Origin of the sequence: Shewanella sp. SR43-4, assembly GCF_014163845.1 — a bacterium.
GTDB classification, from domain to species: Bacteria; Pseudomonadota; Gammaproteobacteria; order Enterobacterales; family Shewanellaceae; genus Shewanella; species Shewanella vesiculosa.
Genome location: NZ_JACJEB010000004.1, coordinates 188,755 through 211,437, shown reverse-complemented (window position 1 = coordinate 211,437; position 22,683 = coordinate 188,755). Strand labels below are relative to the sequence as shown.

Annotated in this window: 19 protein-coding genes and 2 tRNA genes; 9 read left to right on the top strand and 12 right to left on the bottom strand. The window is 38.8% G+C overall.

Annotated features, from left to right (window positions below; all coding sequences use genetic code 11):
* Window positions 1–284 precede the first annotated feature (284 nt).
* The 3 genes from etrA (at window position 285) to ttcA (ending at window position 3,097) form a co-directional block, all read left to right on the top strand.
* A complete protein-coding gene (etrA, locus tag H5123_RS06145; protein ID WP_124014868.1) occupies window positions 285–1,034 on the top strand; it encodes an electron transport transcriptional regulator EtrA in 750 nt (249 codons plus the stop codon).
* 98 nt (window positions 1,035–1,132) lie between these two features.
* A complete protein-coding gene (uspE, locus tag H5123_RS06140; RefSeq protein ID WP_182697355.1) occupies window positions 1,133–2,062 on the top strand; it encodes a universal stress protein UspE in 930 nt (309 codons plus the stop codon).
* Window positions 2,063–2,152: 90 nt separating this feature from the next.
* Entirely contained in the window at window positions 2,153–3,097 is a 945-nt protein-coding gene (ttcA, locus tag H5123_RS06135; protein ID WP_124014866.1) for a tRNA 2-thiocytidine(32) synthetase TtcA, read from the top strand.
* A gap of 61 nt (window positions 3,098–3,158) precedes the next feature.
* Here ttcA and H5123_RS06130 read toward each other — a convergent pair whose 3' ends face one another.
* Window positions 3,159–3,806 (bottom strand): DUF2987 domain-containing protein, encoded by a 648-nt coding sequence (locus H5123_RS06130; protein WP_124014865.1) that lies wholly within the window; start codon window positions 3,804–3,806, stop codon window positions 3,159–3,161.
* Complete coding sequence (locus H5123_RS06125; protein ID WP_182697354.1) at window positions 3,799–4,617, bottom strand: glucosaminidase domain-containing protein; 819 nt, start codon at window positions 4,615–4,617, stop codon at window positions 3,799–3,801. The genes H5123_RS06130 and H5123_RS06125 overlap by 8 nt, the downstream gene beginning before the upstream one ends.
* 268 nt (window positions 4,618–4,885) lie before the next feature.
* Between H5123_RS06125 and yvcK the strand changes: the two genes are divergently transcribed.
* On the top strand, window positions 4,886–5,821 hold the full coding sequence (gene yvcK / locus H5123_RS06120) for a uridine diphosphate-N-acetylglucosamine-binding protein YvcK (RefSeq protein ID WP_124014863.1): 936 nt from the start codon (window positions 4,886–4,888) through the stop codon (window positions 5,819–5,821).
* A gap of 109 nt (window positions 5,822–5,930) precedes the next feature.
* On the opposite strand, the gene H5123_RS06115 is transcribed toward yvcK, so the two are convergent.
* The 5 genes from H5123_RS06115 to thrS form a co-directional block, all read right to left on the bottom strand.
* Complete coding sequence (locus H5123_RS06115; protein WP_182697353.1) at window positions 5,931–7,124, bottom strand: amino acid aminotransferase; 1,194 nt, start codon at window positions 7,122–7,124, stop codon at window positions 5,931–5,933.
* Between the two features lie 444 nt (window positions 7,125–7,568).
* Window positions 7,569–7,925: a 50S ribosomal protein L20 gene (gene rplT / locus H5123_RS06110; RefSeq protein WP_025823422.1), complete on the bottom strand. Its 357-nt coding sequence runs from the start codon at window positions 7,923–7,925 to the stop codon at window positions 7,569–7,571.
* A 15-nt stretch (window positions 7,926–7,940) separates the two neighbouring features.
* Window positions 7,941–8,135 (bottom strand): 50S ribosomal protein L35, encoded by a 195-nt coding sequence (rpmI, locus tag H5123_RS06105; RefSeq protein WP_011496149.1) that lies wholly within the window; start codon window positions 8,133–8,135, stop codon window positions 7,941–7,943.
* Between the two features lie 82 nt (window positions 8,136–8,217).
* Window positions 8,218–8,760: a translation initiation factor IF-3 gene (gene infC, locus H5123_RS06100; RefSeq protein WP_124014861.1), complete on the bottom strand. Its 543-nt coding sequence runs from the start codon at window positions 8,758–8,760 to the stop codon at window positions 8,218–8,220.
* A 3-nt stretch (window positions 8,761–8,763) separates the two neighbouring features.
* Window positions 8,764–10,692, bottom strand: a complete 1,929-nt coding sequence (gene thrS / locus H5123_RS06095) for a threonine--tRNA ligase (RefSeq protein WP_124014860.1) — start codon at window positions 10,690–10,692, stop codon at window positions 8,764–8,766.
* A 497-nt stretch (window positions 10,693–11,189) separates the two neighbouring features.
* Between thrS and H5123_RS06090 the strand changes: the two genes are divergently transcribed.
* On the top strand, window positions 11,190–11,390 hold the full coding sequence (locus tag H5123_RS06090) for a CPXCG motif-containing cysteine-rich protein (protein ID WP_124014859.1): 201 nt from the start codon (window positions 11,190–11,192) through the stop codon (window positions 11,388–11,390).
* Window positions 11,391–11,438: 48 nt separating this feature from the next.
* Here H5123_RS06090 and H5123_RS06085 read toward each other — a convergent pair whose 3' ends face one another.
* Window positions 11,439–12,053: a riboflavin synthase subunit alpha gene (locus tag H5123_RS06085; RefSeq protein WP_124014858.1), complete on the bottom strand. Its 615-nt coding sequence runs from the start codon at window positions 12,051–12,053 to the stop codon at window positions 11,439–11,441.
* Window positions 12,054–12,082: 29 nt separating this feature from the next.
* Here H5123_RS06085 and H5123_RS06080 point away from each other — a divergent pair, with 29 nt between their 5' ends.
* From H5123_RS06080 to H5123_RS06070, 3 genes are all read left to right on the top strand, one after another.
* The gene (locus H5123_RS06080) at window positions 12,083–13,444 is read left to right on the top strand and encodes an MATE family efflux transporter (protein ID WP_182697352.1); all 1,362 of its coding nucleotides are present in this window, start codon (window positions 12,083–12,085) and stop codon (window positions 13,442–13,444) included.
* A gap of 178 nt (window positions 13,445–13,622) precedes the next feature.
* Window positions 13,623–13,699, top strand: a tRNA-Val gene (locus H5123_RS06075).
* A gap of 37 nt (window positions 13,700–13,736) precedes the next feature.
* Window positions 13,737–13,813 (top strand) — tRNA-Val (locus H5123_RS06070).
* Window positions 13,814–14,285: 472 nt separating this feature from the next.
* On the opposite strand, the gene H5123_RS06065 is transcribed toward H5123_RS06070, so the two are convergent.
* Both H5123_RS06065 and H5123_RS06060 read right to left on the bottom strand, forming a co-directional pair.
* Window positions 14,286–15,833 carry a PAS domain-containing methyl-accepting chemotaxis protein gene (locus H5123_RS06065; protein ID WP_182697351.1) on the bottom strand — a complete coding sequence of 516 codons (1,548 nt, stop codon included), beginning with the start codon at window positions 15,831–15,833 and terminating at the stop codon, window positions 14,286–14,288.
* A gap of 51 nt (window positions 15,834–15,884) precedes the next feature.
* Window positions 15,885–18,251 (bottom strand): EAL domain-containing protein, encoded by a 2,367-nt coding sequence (locus tag H5123_RS06060; protein WP_182697350.1) that lies wholly within the window; start codon window positions 18,249–18,251, stop codon window positions 15,885–15,887.
* 755 nt (window positions 18,252–19,006) lie between these two features.
* On the opposite strand from H5123_RS06060, the gene H5123_RS06055 reads away from it, so the two are divergent.
* Window positions 19,007–19,927 carry a helix-turn-helix domain-containing protein gene (locus H5123_RS06055; protein WP_182697349.1) on the top strand — a complete coding sequence of 307 codons (921 nt, stop codon included), beginning with the start codon at window positions 19,007–19,009 and terminating at the stop codon, window positions 19,925–19,927.
* 203 nt (window positions 19,928–20,130) lie between these two features.
* Here the strand turns inward: H5123_RS06055 and H5123_RS06050 are convergent, their stop codons facing one another.
* Together H5123_RS06050 and H5123_RS06045 are read right to left on the bottom strand one after the other, a co-directional pair.
* Window positions 20,131–21,165: an NADP-dependent oxidoreductase gene (locus H5123_RS06050; RefSeq protein ID WP_182697348.1), complete on the bottom strand. Its 1,035-nt coding sequence runs from the start codon at window positions 21,163–21,165 to the stop codon at window positions 20,131–20,133.
* A 12-nt stretch (window positions 21,166–21,177) separates the two neighbouring features.
* Window positions 21,178–22,335: an iron-containing alcohol dehydrogenase gene (locus tag H5123_RS06045; RefSeq protein ID WP_182697347.1), complete on the bottom strand. Its 1,158-nt coding sequence runs from the start codon at window positions 22,333–22,335 to the stop codon at window positions 21,178–21,180.
* Window positions 22,336–22,683: the final 348 nt, after the last annotated feature.

The window sequence follows — 22,683 nt, the reverse complement described above, 5'->3', positions numbered from 1 at the left end:
GCTGATATGCATTAGCAAAGGCTGAATTTAATTACTATTTAAATCAATGGCTTGATGTGTAACTTGTACATTTAGTTACTGTGAAAATAAGATAATATAACAAGCATTAATGCGTAGATTGTTGTCAGTGAACTCGCAATTAATACACATTTTCATGACGTATTGAGAGCTAACATGGTGTGATAAATAGACTTCTGTTTACTAATATTACTCTATATCGTCGGAGTACCTTATTAGTTCAGAATGGTATAACATATAATTGTCTTCATAAATTGAGAATGGGTATGTCTTCAGATTTGATAAAAGCTCGTCCATCCACAACAGGTTGCGCCATTCATTGCCATGACTGCAGCATGGAAGCCTTGTGTATTCCTTTTACGTTAAGCAATGATGAGCTTGATAAACTTGATAACATTATTGAACGTAAAAAACCCATTCAAAAAGGTGACCTTATCTTCAAGTCTGGTGACACACTTAAGTCACTGTATGCTATTCGTTCTGGTACGATTAAAAGCTATACCATTACAGAACAAGGCGATGAACAAATTACCGGATTCCATCTTGCCGGTGATGTGATTGGTTTTGATGGTATTCATGCCCTACGACATCAAAGCTTTGCGCAAGCATTAGAAACGTCAATGGTTTGCGAAATTCCTTACGATACCCTAGATCAGTTATCAGGCACTATGCCTAAACTACGTCAGCAAATCATGCGATTAATGAGTAATGAAATTATGAGTGATCAAGAAATGATCCTCCTACTTTCTAAGAAAAATGCCGAAGAACGTTTAGCCGCATTTATTAATAATCTTGCGAATCGTTTTGGTAATCGTGGTTTCTCTCCCCATGAATTTCGTCTCACTATGACTCGAGGTGATATTGGCAACTATTTGGGATTAACGGTTGAAACGATTAGCCGTTTATTAGGCCGATTCCAGAAATCAGGACTAATTGAAGTTAAAGGTAAATACATTTCGATTGTGGATCATGCAGCATTAAGTACTCTTGCCGGAAATGCGCGTATTGCCACTTAAATTAAATTTGTATGATCTATCTCATAGTTTATTCATTAGGAAACGGTAATACTATCAACAAATAAACAAGTAAAAAACTCAACAGCTTTGGAGGTTATATGAAGGATTATAAGAAGATATTAGTGGTGATTAATCCTACAACGGATCATCAACCCGCATTGGCACGTGCTGTTGAATTAGCGACAAGAAGTCAGGCAGATATTACTGCATTTTTATCTATTTTTGACTTCTCTTACGAGATGACCTCAATCTTATCTAGCCAAGAACGTGAAGCGATGCGTCAAGGTGTGATTGATCAACGTGTTGCTTGGTTAGAAAATGCGATTAGTGGTTTTAGTCAGTCTAATATCAAGATTAATACTGAAGTTGTTTGGCATAATCGTCCCTTTGAGAGCGTGATTAATCATGCAATGAAAGGTCAGTATGATTTGATTGTTAAAAGCACCCATGAACACGATAAATTAAAAGCTGTCATTTTTACTCCGACAGATTGGCATTTAATGCGTAAATCTCCAGTGCCTGTGCTGCTGGTTAAAGAACACGACTGGCCAATTGAAGGCAAAATTGTCTGTGCTGTTAATGTGGTGAGTGAAGATGAAGATCATCAAAGCCTAAACGGTAAAATTATTAACCATGCGCTTGATTTAGCTAAAAAGTTCTCTGCCAGTGTGCATCTGGTTAATGGTTATCCTGGTACGCCAGTTAACTTAGCCATTGAGTTGCCCGATTTTGATGCCAATGTGTATAACAACACTGTGCGTATGCAGCATGAACAAAGAGTACAATATTTAGCTCAAGCTTATAATATTCCTATTGAAAATTGCCATGTAGAAGAAGGTTTACCAGAAGATGTTATTCCTGAAATGGCAGCAAAGTTAGATGCAGAATTAGTGGTATTAGGTACTGTTGGTCGCACTGGTTTTTCAGCGGCATTAATTGGTAACACTGCAGAGCATGTTATCGACAGCATAAATTGCGACTTGTTAGCGATCAAACCCGATGGTTATAAATCACCTTTACAAGATTAGTGTTCATTAGAATGGGTTAACTACTTTACCCTGACCTAGAATACTGGAATAATACGCGCCCTGAAACACTTGGTTACTGGGCGCATTTTTATGTCTGAAGTTGAAGTAGATACAATCGTTAAAAAAAATATTACTCGTATGAATAAACTGCAAAAGCGTCTGCGACATAACGTTGGCTCTGCCATTGCAGATTATAATATGATCGAAGATGGTGATCGGGTCATGTGTTGTCTTTCTGGCGGCAAAGACAGTTACACCATGTTAGATATTTTATTAAATCTTCAACAACGTGCCCCAATTAAATTTGAAATTGTGGTGGTTAATCTAGACCAAAAACAACCTGGCTTTCCGGAACACGTTTTACCAGCTTACTTAGATGAGATAGGCGTTGCTTATCACATTCTCGAAAAAGATACTTACTCTATCGTTAAAGAAAAAATCCCTGAAGGCAAAACCACGTGTTCTCTTTGCTCTCGTTTGCGTCGTGGTACTCTTTATGGCTTTGCTCAACATATTGGTGCAACAAAAATTGCATTAGGTCATCATCGTGACGATATTATCGAAACATTATTTTTAAATATGTTTTTTGCTGGCAAACAAAAAGCCATGCCACCTAAGCTCTTGTCTGATGACGGTGCCAATATCGTCATCCGTCCTTTGGCTTATTGTCGTGAAAAAGATATTCAAGAGTATTCGACACTGAAATCGTTTCCTATCATTCCTTGTAACTTGTGTGGTTCGCAAGAGAATTTAAAGCGTGGTGCCGTTAAAGACATGCTACAAATGTGGGACAAACAACATCCGGGTCGTCTTGAAACTATCTTTACTGCAATGCAAAACACCTCGCCATCGCAAGGTGTAGATCGTGAACAGTTTGATTTTGTATCACTAAAACGTAATCCAGATGTAGTTAACACTGGCGATGTAGCGGATGCAGACTTACCAGCGTTTGATTTTGTCGATATCAGTAATAATGGTCATATTAATTTAGACATCAGCAATCGAATCGATGTAGTGGCAACATTTAAACCCTAGTAAACATGTTAACGCTCGCGATTTAAATGAAAGGCGTTGATGAACATCAACGCCTTTATTATTACTGGGTCACCAGAGGGCTGATAATGCTAGGCTTTTGAGTAAATGAAATCTGTTTTAGCTGATTTATTTGTTCAACTGTTAAGGTATATTTTTCCTTAGCAATCGTTTCCACATCATCGATAACGACTTTCACTGTCTGGTTTTGCATATCTGTAAACTCAAACGATAATCCATTAATCGGTTTACGGAAATACTTCATCGGGAAACCTTGTAAACCATCAAGCAGCTTATTCATATCCTCTGTTAAGGCTAACAGTTCAGTTTGAGTGAAACCTTGCTTGGTTTCTTTCGCTCTAACTTGCATGGCAATCGCACACTGTTTAGCCTCTCCAGCCACCTTAATATTGACTAACCCTCTATCAGACTTTAACTGTGGATCATAAGGAATAAATAATCGCTGTTGTTTACTATACGTTAATGGATATTGGTCATTCTCGGTAGTAATACTGCCTGACACTATGGTGCAATCTGGGGTGATTGGAACGCTAAATGCTAACTCAACTAATGGATAGTTTTGCTTATTGACTTGCTTTAATCGGTCATAAAAACCTTTGTATTCTAAAGAAACGGTTTCAGCGCTACTGCTGTTGATTAAAAAAATAGACGATATAAAAATAAATCCGTTAATTAACGTACGATTACGCATTCGCGTTATTCCCTTGTAGATATTGTTTATTGTGTTTTAGCATTTCGAGTAATTCATCAATGTACTCATCTTTTCGTTCTGAATAATTAATTAAGCCATAGACTAACTTTTCAGCCGTAGGCTTAACTTTCTGCGCACGTAAATCAGCACGAATAGACCGGAATACACGATATGCTGGATGGGTATTTAAATTAATCATGTAGGCAATAATAGAATCTTTGGGTGAATCAAAAACTGCAACTTCATGAGTTTTGCCATCGGTTCTTGCTAATGGAACTAAACCACAACCTTCAGTGAAACACCATTGACCAAAAAAGTTAAACCCTTCGATAGCAAAACGGGAACTGCCCCACCCGCTCTCATTAGCTGCTTGTATTAGCACCATATCAATAGGAATAATATCGATGCGCTTTAACAATGGCGTCAAGGTATTACGAGTAAATGATTTAACGTCATATTGGTATTTGTTTAAAAGTGATGTAAGCCTATTATTATCCGCTTCACTTAATCCTAAACCATTATCAATTTGCTCAATAACAGCCAATAAAAATTGACGTTCGTGAATAATAATTTGATTTTGAGCTTCTATAGCAGGACGAAAATAATTAAAGAAAGTTTGTTTTTTAGTAGGAATATCATTTATTTCAGCAAACTTAGGTACTTTACCAAGGTCAATGTTACTTAGCTGCTGTGCTGCTGAGTCTACCGAGATCTGTGTCTGACTAGGGATAATCCATAGCCTAATTGCTAACAGTGCTAAAACGGCTAAGCCTAACGCAAATGTCACTTGACCTATAGTGCCTATTTTCAACAGTACCTGCCTTATCAAAATACATTTTCAATTTATAAATATGATTAATTATAACCTTAAAGGTCGATAGGATACAGTAAAGCACTTTTGTGATTAGCGTGATCCAAATCTGAGAATGACATTTGTGATTGTCTCAGATAGCAAAACCTAAAAATAATTACACTTTAATGACCATATACAGTTAAAATTAATCGACAGTGACAACGGGGCAGTGTTTCATTAACTGCGTATCGTTTTATTCAACAACTCAAGGACTTGAGCTAAAATTATGTTGAATCAACAACTCAATAATTATCATCATGTTGTCGCCATTGGTGGCGGACATGGATTAGGCCGTATTCTAGCTGCATTATCTTTTTTAGGCCCAAGATTAACCGGCATTGTTGCCACCACTGATAATGGCGGTTCTACCGGACGACTTAGACAGGATCAGCAAACTATCGCGTGGGGCGATTTACGTAATTGTCTTTCACACCTTGCATCACGGCCTTCGTTAGGTTCGATGTTGTTTGATCATCGCTTCACCGGCGACAATGAACTTTCTGGGCATAACTTAGGTAACCTGGTGTTACATGCACTCGATCAGCTTTGCGTAAGACCTCTTGAAGCGGTTAATTTAATTCGAGGTTTACTTAAAATTGAAACCCAAATTATCCCTATGTCTGAAGCCTCGACTCACCTTGTTGCGCTTTCCCATTGTGGTAACAAAGTGTTTGGAGAACTCAACGTTGATGGCATGAGTGAGGCACCGATTGCTTTATCATTAGAGCCCGAAGTAGAAGCCACTTTTGAAGCATGTAGCGCTCTAGCAAAAGCGGATTTAATTATTATTGGTCCAGGCAGTTTTTTAACCAGTATACTTCCACCTTTATTACTGCCACAAATTGCCAAGAGCATTCGTGACTCGAACGCACATGTGATGTTAATTGATAACTTAACCGCGGAGTACTCACCTGCAAGTACTTTTAGTATTGAAGATAAAATTGCTTGGTTTAATCAGGTAATAGGTAAAAAAGTCATTGCTGATGTTATTCAGCATGGTAAAGAAATTGATCTTTATCACTCAAATATCGACGGTGTTCGTTTTAATTGTTTCCCATTAGTCAGTCAACATCATCCTGGGCTTCATGATAAATTGGCATTAGCGGCAGCGATTGGCCAAGTTTGTGACTTACACCATAAACCGGTTGACTGCATAGCCTAAGTTCAAGTGGCCTTTGTTGCTGAGTTTGAGTGACCTTGTCATGTCACTATAAAAAGGCATAAAAAAGGGCTACTTAAAGTAGCCCTTTTTGTGTCTCATGCATTCAATGCTAGATAACTTGTGCAATCGCCTTACATACTGCAGCCATATTATTTTTTGTTAAGCCTGCGACGCTAATACGACCAGAACCGACAATATAGATAGCAAACTCATCTTTTAAACGAGCCACTTGGCTTTTGTTTAAACCAGAAAAACTAAACATACCATTTTGGCGCGAGATAAAACTGAAATCTTGTTGTACGCCTTCAGATTTTAAACTCTCAACAAACAAAGTGCGCATTTCGGCAATACGTTCACGCATCAGAGTTAATTCGGCTTGCCATTCTTGACGCAGTGCAGCATCAGATAAAATGGTGCTAACGATTAAGCCACCGTGTGCCGGAGGATTAGAATAATTTGCGCGAATGGTTTTTTTAATTTGGCTAAAACTTGTCACTGCATCTTGTTGAGTTTCTGCAACTATAGTTACCGCGCCTACACGCTCATTGTATAAACCAAAGTTTTTAGAAAACGAATTAGCAATTAATAACTCTGGTACCACAGCGGCAACGGCACGCAAACCTTGAGCATCTTCTTCAATACCAGCGCCAAAACCTTGGTAAGCAAAATCAAATAACGGCAATAATGATTTTTCTAAACAAATATTAGCGACTTGTTGCCACTGCTCCAACGATAAATCGATACCGGTTGGGTTATGACAGCAACCATGGAGTAATACCACGTCACCAACATTTGCAGTGGATAAATCGGCTAACATCGCATCGAAATCCATATCGTGACTTTCAGCTTTATAGTAACGATATTCTTTAACCGTTAATCCAGCTGTTTCGAAAATATTTTGATGATTGGCCCAAGTAGGATTACTGACCCAAATGGTGGTTGACCCAGTATTTCGAACTAAAAATTCTGATGCTACTCGTAACGAACCTGTTCCACCTGGGGCTTGAGCTGTAACCGCACGTTTATCAGTAATAATAGTGCTCTGAGGTCCAAACAATAATTCTTGAACGACCTGATTATAGGCTTGGACACCTTCAATACCCAGGTAGTTTTTTGTCTTTTCGGTTTCAAGTAAAATGGCTTCAGCTTTTTTTACAGAAGATAGAATCGGCGTTTGCCCTGCTTCGTCTTTATAAATACCTACCCCTAAATTAACTTTGTGAGGCCGAGTATCAGCTTTGAAAGCATCTGTTAAGCCTAAAATTGGGTCTGCTGGAGCAAGCGTGACTTTAGAAAAGATCATTACTACTATCCTAAGTGAAGTGGATGGACAAAATTTATTTAGTTATACCACTGTATGCAAGCGCTGAGTAGTGAGACTTTTAATAGTTGCGACAAATTTGATAATAAATTACATATTCATCAAATTTAAGCCCATTTATTATCATTATTATCAACATTAAGGTTTAGTAAAACCGAATATAATCAGCCTAACTAGACACTTGTTATAGGTACGTCTTTAAAAATCACTCACAGGCCAGTATTTAATGCCTCACTTAACTGATTAATAAAAAGCCCAGTATTGCGATTAATTAATATCAATGGCTACATTTATATAAGCGTGAGATACCAAGGTAAAATACACATAAATGTTATTTGGGTGAGTGATTATTGCAGATATTAAAATTGTTACAGGCATAAAAAAAGGAACCCGAAGGTTCCTCTTTTTAAGCGACAAACTAATTACTTAGTTTAACGCTTCTTTTGCTTTTTCAACTAAAGTTGCAAAAACAACTTTGTCGAAAACAGCGATGTCAGCCAAAATCTTACGATCGATTTCAATAGACGCCTTTTTCAAGCCGTTAATGAAACGGCTGTAAGACAGACCATTTTGACGAGACGCTGCATTAATACGTGCAATCCATAACTGACGGAATTGACGTTTTTTCTGACGACGGTCACGGTAAGCATATTGACCAGCTTTAGTAACTGCTTGAACAGCAACACGGTAAGTACGGCTACGAGCGCCATAATAACCTTTAGCTAGTTTAAGTACTTTCTTGTGACGAGCACGTGCGGTTACACCACGCTTAACTCTTGGCATTTTCTATCTCCTAAATTAAGCGTATGGTAGTTGACGCGCGATTGCTGGAACGTCAGATTTAGCAACTAAACATTTAGCACGTAAGTGACGCTTACGCTTAGTGCTTTTCTTGGTCAAAATGTGACGTAAGTGTGCTTGCTTGCGCTTGAAACCATTAGCGGTTTTCTTAAAACGCTTCGCTACACCCTTGTCTGTTTTCATTTTAGGCATTTCTAAAACTCCGCATTGGGACGTTAATAAACGTAAGGCGAGCAAAAGCCTCAAGAGACTTTTGCTACTTTAGGTTGCCCTACTATTTCTTTTTAGGTGCTAGCACCATAATTGCTTGACGGCCTTCCATTTTCGGGAAAGATTCGACAACCGCATATATTTCCAAATCAGCCTTGATACGGTTCAAAAGATCCATACCTAGGTTTTGGTGTGCCATTTCGCGACCACGGAAACGCAGCGTAATTTTCGCTTTGTCACCATCTTCCAGAAAACGAATCAGGTTGCGTAGTTTTACCTGATAGTCGTTTTCATCAGTGCCAGGACGGAATTTAATTTCCTTAACCTGGACCTGTTTTTGCTTCTTTTTTTGTTCCTTTTGAGCTTTCGCTTTATCAAAAAGGAACTTACCGTAGTCCATTATACGACAGACAGGAGGCTCAGCATTGGGACTGATCTCTACTAGATCAACTCCGGCTTCATCTGCAACGATCTGAGCTTCTTTTATAGTTAATATACCAATTGGCTCACCATCTAAACCTGATAAACGGACTTCAGGTACACCAGTGATTTCATCATTGATTCTATTAGGGGCTGGCTGTCGCCCTGCTGTTCTTTTGATCTTTATGACCTATTCCTCCAACAATTTGAGACTACGGAGCGAAATCTGTTGACGTATCATCGCGGCGAAATCTTCTAGTTTTAACTTGCCTATATCGATACCGTCACGTGTACGCACCGCTACTTCCTTATTTTCCATTTCTTGATCACCAACGACCAATAAATAAGGCACACGTCTAAGTGTGTGTTCGCGTATTTTAAAGCCTATTTTCTCATTCCTCAAGTCAAAAGATGCTCGAATACCCTGTTCTTTAAAGAATTTAACGATTTCTTCAACATAATCAGCTTGTTTGTCGGTAATATTCATTACAACAACTTGCATTGGAGCAAGCCATGTTGGGAATTTGCCGGCGTATTCTTCTATCAATATACCTATGAAACGTTCTAAAGAGCCTAAAATAGCACGATGGATCATTACTGGCGTTTGGCGACTGTTGTCTTCTGCGACATAAGTAGCACCTAAACGAGTCGGTAATGCATAATCGAGTTGTACTGTACCACATTGCCATGCACGATCTAAACAGTCATGCAAAGTAAATTCGATTTTCGGGCCATAAAATGCACCTTCGCCCGGTAATATTTCATATTTAATATTATTATTGGCAAGCGCTTGCTTTAAAGCATCTTCTGCTCGGTCCCACATATCGTCATCGCCAATCCGTTTTTCAGGACGCGTAGACAATTTAACCACGATATTTTCAAAACCAAATGTCGCGTATGTGTCATATACCATTTGAATACATGCACTAACTTCTGCTTGAACTTGGTCGTCAGTACAGAAAACATGTGCATCATCTTGTGTAAAGCCGCGTACGCGCATTAAACCATGAAGAGAACCCGATGGCTCATTACGATGACAACAACCAAACTCAGCCATACGTAACGGTAAGTCACGATAAGATTTTAACCCTTGGTTAAAAATCTGCACATGACCAGGACAGTTCATTGGCTTGATTGCGTATTCACGGTTTTCACTGTTAGTGGTGAACATGGCTTCGGCGTATTTATCCCAGTGGCCAGAACGTTCCCATAACACTCGATCCATCATAAGTGGACCTTTCACTTCTTGATAAGTGTATTGGCCTAACTTTTGACGAATGAACTTCTCGAGTTCTAAAAATATGCTCCAACCATCGTTATGCCAAAACACCATTCCTGGCGCTTCTTCTTGCATATGGTACAAATCTAATTGTTTACCAATTTTACGGTGATCGCGCTTAGCCGCTTCTTCTAGACGGACTAAATGTGTTTTGAGCGCTTTTTTGTCTGCCCATGCTGTACCGTATATACGTTGCAACATTTTATTGTCAGAATTACCACGCCAATATGCACCTGCCACGCTCATTAACTTAAAGTTTTGGCAAAAACGCATGTTTGGTACATGAGGGCCACGACACATGTCGATGTATTCTTCATGGTGATAAAGCGCTGGTGTTGCATCTTTACTGATGTTGTCATCAAGAATCGCAATTTTATACTCTTCACCTCGAGCGGTAAATGCATCACGAGCTTCTTGCCAAGAGACAACGTTTTTGACCACATCGTAGTTAGTTTTTGCAAGACTAAGCATGCGTTTTTCTAAGGCTTCAATGTCTTCATGGGTCAGTTTATGGTCTAAATCGATATCGTAATAAAACCCGTTATCGATTGTGGGACCAATCGCCATTTTAGTTTCAGGCCACATTTGTTTGATCGCGTGACCAAGTAAATGCGCACAAGAATGGCGAAGGATTTCAACACCTTCTTCGTCTTTAGCCGTAATAATAGCTAATTCAGAATCTGCAGTAATTAAGTCAGTTGCATCTTTCAGTTCACCGTTAACGCGGCCAGCAATACACGCTTTTGCTAAACCAGGGCCGATGTCTAATGCAACATCAAGAGTCGAGACAGGCGTAGCAAACTCACGTTGGCTACCATCAGGCAGTGTAATAATAGGCATTAAATTTCCTTTTCCAGTGGTGACCCACACGTAGGGCCACATGGTAATTAAGTATGTTCTATTTGAACGAGAAACACGTTAATGAAATCAAGACAGTACAGGAGTCTTAGTTACCCAAAAACGTAATCGTTTATTTTATGCGATAAGCGCTTTAGCACGCAACCACACAATAGTGATTTAGTGATAAAATTCAGGTTTTATGCAGGAAAATAAGGTTAATACAAGCAATTGCAGGGTTAATCAAAAAAACCATTTTTAAGATTATTGACGGATATCGCTAAGCATAAGAAAAATAATAGTCTACAGCCGCTATAATGAATGATATAAATTCACCACACAACTAGTTGAAATAAAATACTTTATACATAAAATTGTAAGCTTAACTTTATTTTAAATGAATTAATTTTTAACCATGAGAATCATTCTTATGGATGATCCAAATGTTGAAATGCTCACTATACTTATTAAAACGAGTTAGTCAGTGAGGAGTACTCGCTATGAGATTACTTTCGCGTGTCATCAGTTGCCCCCACTGCGGGCATCATCAACATGTTGCTTTAGATACCAGTTCTGGTGATCAAGAATATTACGATAATTGCCGTATGTGCTGCAATCCGATATATATTCGGATGCATCTTGATGATAATCGTAAAATGATAGAACTTCATATCGACGCTGACGATGAACAAATTTACTGATCGATGATGGCTTGCATAAAATGAAGCAAGCCATATCGTTTTAACAGCTTATGCAAGTTGCTTTTTTGCGAGCACTCTTTCGACCGTATCAACGATCACTTGAGTTTGACTGTCAATTTCGATATTGATTGTGTCACCAACACCGTATTGATTTAGATTGGTTAGTTTTAACGTTTCAGGAATTAAGTGCAAAACAAACCCACTGTCATTGACCTTTCCTACGGTTAAACTACAACCATTAATTCCCACAAAACCTTTATAGAAAATGTAGTTCATCCACTGCGGATCAACTTGGAGCTCTATATTATAATGTTCAGCGGTATTGCTAACCGCTTTAACTGTCGCCAACGTATGCACATGACCAGATAGTATATGTCCACCTATTTCGGTGCCAAACGTCAACGAACGTTCTATATTCACTGAGTCGCCAACCTGGGTATTGCCTAAGTTAGTCACGGCTAATGTTTCTTCCATTACATCAAAAAAAACCTTATCATTTAGTATCTTGGTTACCGTAAGGCAAACACCATTATTGGCTACGCTAGCACCTGTCACTAATCCTTGTGTTAACGCTGGTGTCATAGCGACTTCAAAGGTTTTAAGGCCGGTCGCATTGTTAATTGATACCACTTCACAAGTGGCTTGAACTATACCAGTAAACATAATTCTCTCGTTCCGTTATAGGTTTTTTAATGAATAATACAGGGTTTCAAATATCACGCTTAATCAAATTGGCGCTGCCAGTGCTGATAGCACAAGTTACACAAACCATGATGGGCTTTATTGATACTGTCATGGCTGGTCGCGTCAGTGCAGTTGATATGGCTGCTGTTGCGGTAGGAACCAGTCTTTGGTTACCGGCAATCTTATTCGTTCAAGGTTTATTAATGTCTTTTACGCCTGTCTTTTCTCAACATCATGGGGCGAATAATCAGCAAGCCATTCCCAAAATACTGTTTCAGGCAGGATATATTGCCATAATTGGCGGTATTGGTGTGATGTTCTTTCTTGCATCTTCTACTTATTTACTCGATTTAATGCATTTAGAACCTAAACTGCATGAATTAACGGTTGGATATATAGATGCTATTTTATGGGGAGCTATGCCGTTTGTCTTGTATCAAGTGCTTCGTGGTTGCAGTGAGGGGATCTCTTATACAATGCCAACCATGGTTATCGGGTTTATTGGATTAGCCGTCAATATACCGGCCAATTATGTGTTTATCTATGGCGGTTTTGGTATTCCTGCAATGGGTGGTGCCGGTTGTGGCGTCGCTACCGCACTGGTATTTTGGGCAATGCTAGCGGCGATGATTATTTATATGTTGGTTGATAAAACCTTTAAAGAACTTAAACCGTTTCAACAGTTTTATAGTCCGCACTTGGCGAGCATGTGGTCGATGATTAAACTGGGAATGCCAATTGCCTTGGCATTATTTTTTGAAGTGAGTCTATTTGCCGTGATCGCGTTATTTCTTGCTCCATTAGGCGCTAATGTTGTTGCAAGTCACCAAATCGCGCTTAATTTCTCTTCAATCATATTTATGCTGCCACTATCTATTGGTATTGCGGTCTCCATTCGTATTGGTTACTACCTTGGCCGTGGACAACCTGAAATATCGGCTCTTGTGGCCAAAGTAGGATTAGGTTTGTCTTTGTCATTAGCGGTATTAACCGCCCTACTGACAGTGATGTTTAGGCATGAAATAGCCTTGTTATACAATGACAATCCTGAAGTGGTTGCTTTAGCGGGTAGCCTAATGATGTTAGCTGCATTTTATCAAATCTCAGACTCAATCCAAGTTGTCGCAGCTGGTGCACTCAGAGGTTATAAAGATACTCGAAGTGCATTTTACATTACCTTGTTTTCCTATTGGTGTGTTGGTATGACTACCGGATATGTATTGGGCTATACCGATATGATTCGACCATCAATGGGGGCTCATGGATTTTGGATTGGATTAATTGCAGGATTAACATCAGCAGCGATTCTGTTTGCAATTAGGTTAAAGTACATTCAAAAGAAAGGCTTGGTATTTAGCCAAATAGGGTAATAACTGTAAATTATCAACGTTAAGCATGTAATTTTGCTTAACGTTGAAGCAAGTTGCACAGCAAATCACCATTTAGGCATAAATATGTTTTTTTTGCTTGCAAGCAGTAGGCTATCCAACTTACTATAGCGGCCGCTTTGAAGCGAAATGTTTTTGAAGTGATACTGTAGTAAACAATACACCCGTAGCTCAGTTGGTTAGAGCACTACCTTGACATGGTAGGGGTCGGTGGTTCGAGTCCACTCGGGTGTACCACTCTTCTCTAAGAGTCTAAATATAGAAATAATACAATACACCCGTAGCTCAGCTGGTTAGAGCACTACCTTGACATGGTAGGGGTCGGTGGTTCGAGTCCACTCGGGTGTACCATTTCTTGCTTTATCTCCTCGTTTTAAAAGCCTTTTTTCAAGTCAGTCATATTACTAGAATTAACCTAGCCTTTACCAAATCTGATTAACCTTGTGACAATTTATATTTTTTATATGCAAATTTATAGGGTTTCCTTGCATTATAAATTGGTAATTAGCAGTATGTAGATATAAAAAAGGCACAAATCACTAACGAGCTAAATATGTTTGTACAAGGTGTTTTGAAAACAACCTTTAATACTACCCTCATCTCCCCCAGCTTTGATTCTTAGGCCGTTAGTTAATCCTGTTCAGCCAAAAAACAGTCAAATTATTTGTCTTGTATGCTAATGGACATTCAATAACGTTGATACTCATGAGTCTATACACTTAGAACCCCGATTGTTGACTAAGATGATTTATCTACAGTCAAAAATCTGTCTAAGCAAGCATGAGCGACTACAAGTAAACTCATCTATTAAATTCTCCAGCGTTCAATCTTTAAACTGGATAATAAGATTATATTGGTCGCTTAACCTGATAAGCAGCTCTTTACTCATGGATACAGATTTAATGCTTTGTTGCTCACTATGCTTTGCCATATCACTAATGGCGACAACGCTTCGACTTATTTGTTCAGAAACGACCGATTGCTCTTCTATTGCTGTTGAAATTTGTGCATTTAAACCAGCTATTGCCGAAACTACATTGGTAATATTTTCGAAGGAATCACCAGTTGCATTAGCTAAAGCAACACATTTTTCCGATTGTTCATTACTTGAATTCATTGCTTTAATGGCTAGAATGGACTCCCCCCTTAACTCACCTAAAAGTTGACCAATCTCATTGGTTGATTGTTGAGAACGCATTGCTAGCGCCCTAACTTCATCGGCTACAACCGCAAATCCTCTTCCTTGTTCTCCGGCTCTTGCCGCTTCAATAGCCGCATTTAGTGCTAGTAAATTAGTCTGATCTGCAATACTGCTAATTTCACTAAGAACAGCTTCAATTGATTTAGTACCTTTAACTAAACGATCTATTGAATGGTCTACATTACTAAGTTGCTTTGATAACTCCTCAATAGCGGCAACCGTTTGAGTAACAATTTCTTGCCCTTTATTACTGCTATTTAAACCTTGCTGGGAAGATTGCGCAGCTCTACTTACAATACGAGCGACTTCTTGTATTGTTGAAGACATTTGATTAACCGCTGTCGCAACTTGATTGGTTTCACTCGTTTGTCTATTTAAGATGTTTTTAACGTCTTCGCCGCAATAAGAGGAGTCCTGCGCCAAGGCTGTCACTTTTTCTGAATCGTCAGATACTCGACCAACTACCGCACTCAATTCTGCTTTACGCATTTTTAAAGCTAATTCTATGATGCCGGTTGCATCGTTATTACCTGAATATATGAAGCTCATTAGAGGATTATCAAACACAGCTTTTGCCGTTTTAACCACGCGAGAATATTTAGTCCTCCATGAGGAAAAAATAATTATTCCACAGAGTGATACAGCTAAATTTGGTAAAGTAAACCACAATGAACTGTTTGCAAAAAATAAGGAACTTAAGGATAGCGCCATAAGAATGATGAATATAATTTGCACCCATAATGTTGAGTCTTTACTGAAGCTAATTTGCTTAAAGGGTTTACCCGCTGCAATTTTTCCGTATACAGAATCCGCTCTACGTTTTACATCACTGTCTAAATAAGTACGCACAGATTGATATTCAAACGTTTTACCCGTTTTGTCCTTTATTGGTGTTACAAAAGCATTTACCCAGTAGTAATCACCATTTTCACATTTATTTTTAACGGGTCCCATCCAGGAATTTCCAGCTTGAATATAACTCCACATGTCTTTGAATGCCGCCTTAGGCATATCGGGGTGCCTGACCATGTTATGTGGCTTACCCATCATTTCATCTAAAGAAAACCCAGAGATATCACAAAAACTTTTGTTGGCGTACTTTATGTAACTGTGCAAATCTGTTGTAGAAAGGAGAATTTCGCTAGGCGAAAAAGTTTGTTCTTTACTCATGTAAGTTACTCATTAGTTAGTTTGTGTGAAATGTTTACTGTGGCAACACTTTCAGGCGTCTTTTACAAGCAGTGAAATAATATTTTCAGATGTGAGTGGCTTACTAAAGTAGTAGCCTTGACCATAATCACAGTTAATATTGAGGAGATGTTTGATTTGTTCCTCGAGTTCAATTCCTTCAGCCGTTACCATTAGATTTAAAGAACTCCCCAGCGATACAATGGTATTAACCAAAACCACTTTGATTTCATTGAAGTTATTATTATTGATCCCGCTAACGAAAGACTTGTCGACTTTTATGGATGTAATAGGATAATTAGCTAAATACTGTAGTGATGAATAACACGTGCCAAAGTCATCTAACGCTATACCAACGCCTATTTTCCTTAAATTCGCTAATGCTTGATCTAACATTAGTGAGGGCTCAATCAGTGTTTGCTCAGTAAGCTCTATCTCTAAACAACGTCCATCTAATTGATACGTTTCTAAAAGTTTTTCAATGGAACGTGAGAATGTCGGATCTTTCATCTGGTAAGGAGATATGTTTACCGCAACATGAAGCTCTTTTCCTGTTAAATCCTGCCAGTGCTTGATTGCTTCAAGGGATGTTTTTAACACAAAATCGCCGACCTTATTTATAAGGTTTTTTTTCTCGAGAATAGGAATGTAATCTTCTGGAACTAAATGACTGAAGCGAAAATTGTTCCATCGCAGCAATGCTTCAAAACCAATTATATTTTGAGATTTGATTTCGAATTTTGGTTGATAAACAAGATAAAATTCATTATTTTCATAAGCTTGCTGCAAAGCTATTTCTAATGCGTAGTATTCAGCTGTCTGAATAAACATCGCATCCTCAAAATACGAATAAGAGCTTTTACCCAAACTTTTTTTCGCATCATACATAGCAAGATCAGCATTGCGAATTAATTGATCACAATTACGCCCACAGTCTGGATAAATGCTTATGCCAATACTCGCGCCAATTTGGACACTCTTTCCGTCGATAGGCTCAATGCATTCAATTGCGAGTAATATTTTTTCAACTATATTGGTCAGTGACTCACTATGAATAATGTCAGGTATGATAACCAGGTACTCATCGCCACCAAGTCGACCAATTGTATCTTCGACTCGTAATAAGTCTCTAAGTACATTTGCAATACAAATAAGTAACTTATCGCCGAATTCATGACCGTGGAGGTCATTGGCCTTTTTGAAATGATCTAAGTCGATAAACAACACACCAAATTTATTATTACTTAGATTTGCCCGACTAATAGCTTGGTCAAGTCTATCGTTTATTAGTTTCCTATTTGGTAAGTTGGTCAGTAAATCATAATTAGCTTGATGTATTAACTTCGCTTCATTTTGTTTCTTCTCTGATATATCCCGAATAACGGTAATAGCCACTTTGCGATTATTCAGCTCTGCTAGATTCAAACTTATCTCAACTGGAAATTCTTTTTCCTGCTTATTTAGTGCATATAATGTCTTTCCGAGCCCCATCATTCTCGCGCTCGAATGGTTGAAAAAAAGTGCTATTTTCTCGTGATGATTAACAAACCTTTTCGGCATGAGTGTCGCAATGTTTAATTTTACAAATTCACTTTTTGAGTAACCAAAAAGGTCTTCTGCACTCTTATTCACTTGAGAGATAACTCCGTCTCTATCGGAAATTATCATTGCATCAGGAGATGATTCTAAAAGCTTGTTTGACCATGCAAGTTGGCTCGATACTGCTTGTTTTTCATTTGTTATATACCTCTGAAATGTATAAAAAACTATTAACAAACATGATGCCAGTAAGACTAAAATGAGTAATTCAATACGTAAATATTCTAATGAACCGTTATAAGACGTTTGTGTAATATTGTTAGCTTTACTTTCAGCCGTATTTGTCAGAAACTCTAACTGCTTATTAATTTTTTTTATGTTTTGCGTATTTTGTTGTAGCTGGTTAAGTAATAAACTCTTTTCTTCATTAAGTCTAATTCTAGCAATAATTTGTTCTCTGACAGAGAGCCAATCTAAGTAAACCCGTTTAACCGTATCGACCCTACTTTTATCTCCAACAAATTCTTTACCCAGTAGATCAAATGCTCGATTAACTTGATTATCATAATGGTCATTGTGACTAGCTATATTTTCCAGTCCGTGCTTGTTAGGAATGTATATTAAATCAACTAGTGACAGTTGACTTAAAAGCGTATGTTTCCTTATGTCACTAACTGCTTGTGCGACGCGACTATAATTATTGAATGACTTATTTAAGGTGATTACACTCTTTGTGTACAATAAAAATATAGAAAACGTACAAGCAAGTGCTAAGATCAAAAAAACGACTATATATTTCATATTTCTTTTTTTTGCTAAGACACATTCAGAGCTTTTTTCACTTTTAATTTTATAAGCCATTGAAATAACCTCATTAAATTTAATGTTTACAATCAGTACATTGAAAAACTGATCGAAGACTTTAAAAATAAGCTCAATCTTTGCTGCTGTTTTATATTATTTACAGGCACCTATAACTGTTAAAAAATATTCATTCACCAGTGTAACTTTGCCGCGCAATTATTTAGTTATCAGATAATATTCTTTATTACTAGCTGCCATTATTGCTGTAGAACTTATTTTAAGCGGCTAGGCCTGGCGAAAAGTCTTACTCTTAACTTAAAGATGCGTCGTCACTTCGCACATGATATTTGCATATGTAAACAACCATATAGCTGATCATCTCATCATTGCCTGCCGGTTCATACCGTAGATCACCATAACGTTGTAACAACTAATTCATATCCATTCTGCTCCTTTTTGAAAACGCGGAAAGACCCAATTTTCAATGGCTTGATGAACTAATTTAGTGACTAAATTTATAAAGAAAACACACAACCCCTTATCATTGGCATTGCATTTTTTTAGAGTAGTTATGTTAGTAACTTAGCTATAACAATACACTCAAAAAAACATCCAAACTATTATTTTTAAGGGATAAAATTCATATTGCGATTTTTGTATGATTACTAACATTATGGTTTGTAGGGTTTGTGTAGCTCAAACTGTTATAATTGCGTAATTTGTATGCCCCAGTAACTTTATTTGCTGTAGATTATTGGCATATTATATTCATTCAATTAGAAAATATTAGTTTCTAGTGCGTTGTATCCAAAATGAAGTACGTTGAGTGTAATAGTATTGATGTCTATATTGATAATTTAAATGGACTGGACGTAGAAGCAACGCAGGTTGGTAGTGGACGTTTTTTTAGCACAAATAGAAATGTTAAGCTCCCGCTGATTGAAATCAACCATTGGCGTATTAATACCAGCATCTTATATCATGGAGCTTTAGCACAGGATAAAATTTATCTCTCTTTCCCCATAGAAAGGGAATCACAAATAATAGATGGCAAGGTTTTCGGTAGCGACTCTATTTTAGCCGTTTTACCCGACGAAGATCTATTGGTTCTTCATCCTAAACTTGTTGAAACAATGGATTTTTTAATCCCTTTGGCAGTATTGCAAGATTACTATAAATACCAAAACCTTACTGATACTTTACCATCATTAAAAAACCTGAGAAATAAAACTACATTTTCAAATATTGAGAATTTAAAAATAAAACAGCTTATTAATTATACGTTAAGTGTTATTGACCAAGTAAGCCAATGGAATTATCTGGCCGCAGTAGACGCTCAGGATACGATTTTAGTAAACATATTAGAAATTTTGGGTGAATCTGGTGGCAAAAAGATAATCTGTAGTTCAAAACATAGAGTCGTTGTTGTTAAACGGGCGTTAGCTGCTATCCATAAAGAGCCTAAATCCAATTTAACTATCGTAGAATTATCTAATATCTGCTTTTGTAGTATAAGAACTTTAGAATATTCCTTTAAGTCTATCCTTGGATGTTCACCCAAGGCTTATCTTATAAAAAGAAGACTAAACCTTATTAAGCATGAAATAAAATGCAGTCCAGAAAAAAGTATTAGTAGAATCGCTATCGATTTTGGGGTAGTTAATGCAGGACGATTTTCCAATGACTATTTTATGTATTTTGGCGAGTACCCTTCGGATACACGGAATAAATAATATCAACTGTCATAGGCTCATTTTATGGCAGTGCACACTTTACCAATAATGATATAAGTTAGGCCCTATATGCAGTGGCACACTAATTATGTGCCACTTAACTAGAGATGAGTATGTTCTTTACTTTATGAGTAGCTGCTATTGTGAAAAGCAATCCCTCTAGAGCAAAGTCAGTATGATTAAGATGGTAATGTACTGACCATTTACTTTTGACCAACGTGGATCGTACGCTTACCAAAGCTTTCACCATTAAGTAGACCTATGAATGCATTTGGGGCATTTTCTAACCCTGTGATAATCTCTTCTCGATATTTAATCTTGCCGCTTTTAACCCAAGCAGTCATCTCTGTCGCGAAATCAGGATACAGATGGCCAAAATCATCAAAAATAATGAAACCCTGCAGTTTTATTTTCTTGCGCAGGATCTGCCCCATCAGCCAGTTCATCCTGTCTGGCCCCTCTGGCAAATTGGTAGCATTGTATTGCGATACCAGCCCGCAAAGTGGGATTCGGGCGTTCGGATTCAATAGCGGAATAACAGCATCAAGGACCTTACCACCGACACTTTCAAAATAGACATCTATGCCGTTTGAGCTCACCTTAGCAAGTTGGACAGCAAAGTCAGCAGCCTTATGGTCGATGCAGGCGTCAAAGCCCAACTTGTCTACTGCATAGGCACATTTTTCCGCACCGCCCGCAATTCCAACCACATGGCAGCCAAGTAGCTTGCCAATTTGACCAACAGTGGCGCCGACAGGACCGGTCGCAGCTGCCACAACAATGGTTTCGCCTGCTTTTGGTGCACCAATCTGCTTCAGGCCAGCCCAAGCAGTAAACCCAGGCATGCCTAAAATACCGAGCGCCCATGAAAGATGCGACGAAGACTTACCGAGGTTAGTAAGCCCAACGCCATCAGACACAGCATAGTCCTGCCAACCATTGTAACTAAGTACAAAGTCGCCTGGAGCAAAGCCATCGATATTGGAATCAACAACTTGAGACACTGTGCCGCCTATCATCACCTCGCCTAACTCGACTGGGTCGGCATAAGATGGTGCATCGCTCATCCGCCCCCGCATATAGGGATCAAGCGAAAGGAACTCAGTCCGCAGTAGCATTTGTTGGTCGCCAGCAACAGGGATGGCAGTCTCAATCAAAGTTAACGTGTCTTCCGTAGGCTCGCCTGAGGGACGTTGGCTAAGAATCCATTGTCGATTCGTTGTATTTGTCTGTGTCATGTTCTATCTCCTTTAAAGTGACGCTTCGAGAATTCGGCGCACATCAGTTGGGGTGATGTCTTTATGTTCGCCAAGGGCCGTCATGCCATGTTCCTGCAAGGCACTAACGATAAGTTCAATTTCAGGGGTGGCAATATCGTAGTCGCTCAAGTGAGTCTTAATGCCTAGTTGCTCAAAGAATGCACGCGTAGCATCTATCGCAGCGTCAATTCGTACGGCATCAGAACCTTCGTTGATCCCCCAAACATTACGAGCATATTGCAGTAGTTTTTCGTGCTTGTGGCCGCGCTGATCATTTAATAATGACGGCAATATAACTGCAAGTGTACGGGCGTGGTCGGTATCATTGAGCGCGGTAATCTCATGTCCGATCATGTGAGAAGCCCAATCTTGTGGCACTCCGGCACCGATTAATCCATTCAAGGCCAGCGTGGCCGTCAACATCAAACTTGCGCGGATGTCATAATCTTCTGGTGTCTCTAGCGCTTTAGGACCAAGCTCAATAATGGTGCGCAGTAGAGACTCGGCAAAACCATCCTGTACGTGTGCACCGCTGGGGTAAGTCAGATACTGCTCGACGATATGAACAAAGGCATCTACTGCACCATTGGTAATCTGACGAGCAGGCAGCGTATAGGTAAGCTCAGGATCGAGAACAGAAAAAATTGGGTAGCAATGTGGACTTCTAAAAGGAAGCTTGGCTACCTTCTCAGGGTTAGTGATCACTCCACCATTATTCATCTCTGATCCTGTTGCAGGCAGTGTTAGCACAGTACCGAACGGCATAGCCTCGGTCACTTTTGTACTGCCAGCAGTAAGGATTTCCCAAGGGTCACCCGCATAAAGCGCCGCCATGGCAATGAATTTAGTCGCATCAATAACAGATCCGCCACCCACGGCAAGCAAAAAGGTGATGTCGTTATCAGCGATTGCTTTAACGGCATTAAGGGTCGTTGAATAACGAGGATTTGGCTCTATACCGCCGAACTCGACTAATGTGCGATCAGCTAGTGCTGTTCGAACTTGTGTTAACACGCCGGTCCGTTCTGCGCTACCGCCGCCATAGATAATCAATACTTTTGCATCTGCTGGAACATGATCGTTCAGGTCTGTGATGCGGCCTTTGCCAAAGAGGATTTTTGTGGGGTTATGAAAGTCAAAGTTTTTCATATTAGGACTCCTTCTGATTAAATGTGAAGGCGTACGCTTATGCTGACATACGTCGATTTTCTGTGTCTAGTATTCGAATGTCGGTAAACCTGATGACAAATATACTGGAAGGGTTTGCGCTCCCAGCCATTACAAAAAGACTTAGCAACAACATCGTAAATAGCGCTATTTTGCCAATAATGGTAATAGCCTAAATGGAATAAAATGCGTTGATCATATTCACTTGCTTGATATCTACATTGTTATTCTTTAGTAAATGGTCAACTATAATTGAATGAGTAAATCACCTAAAGCAACCACTTAGATATGTCAATACGATATTTAAATATAAAACTTATCATTACCTAT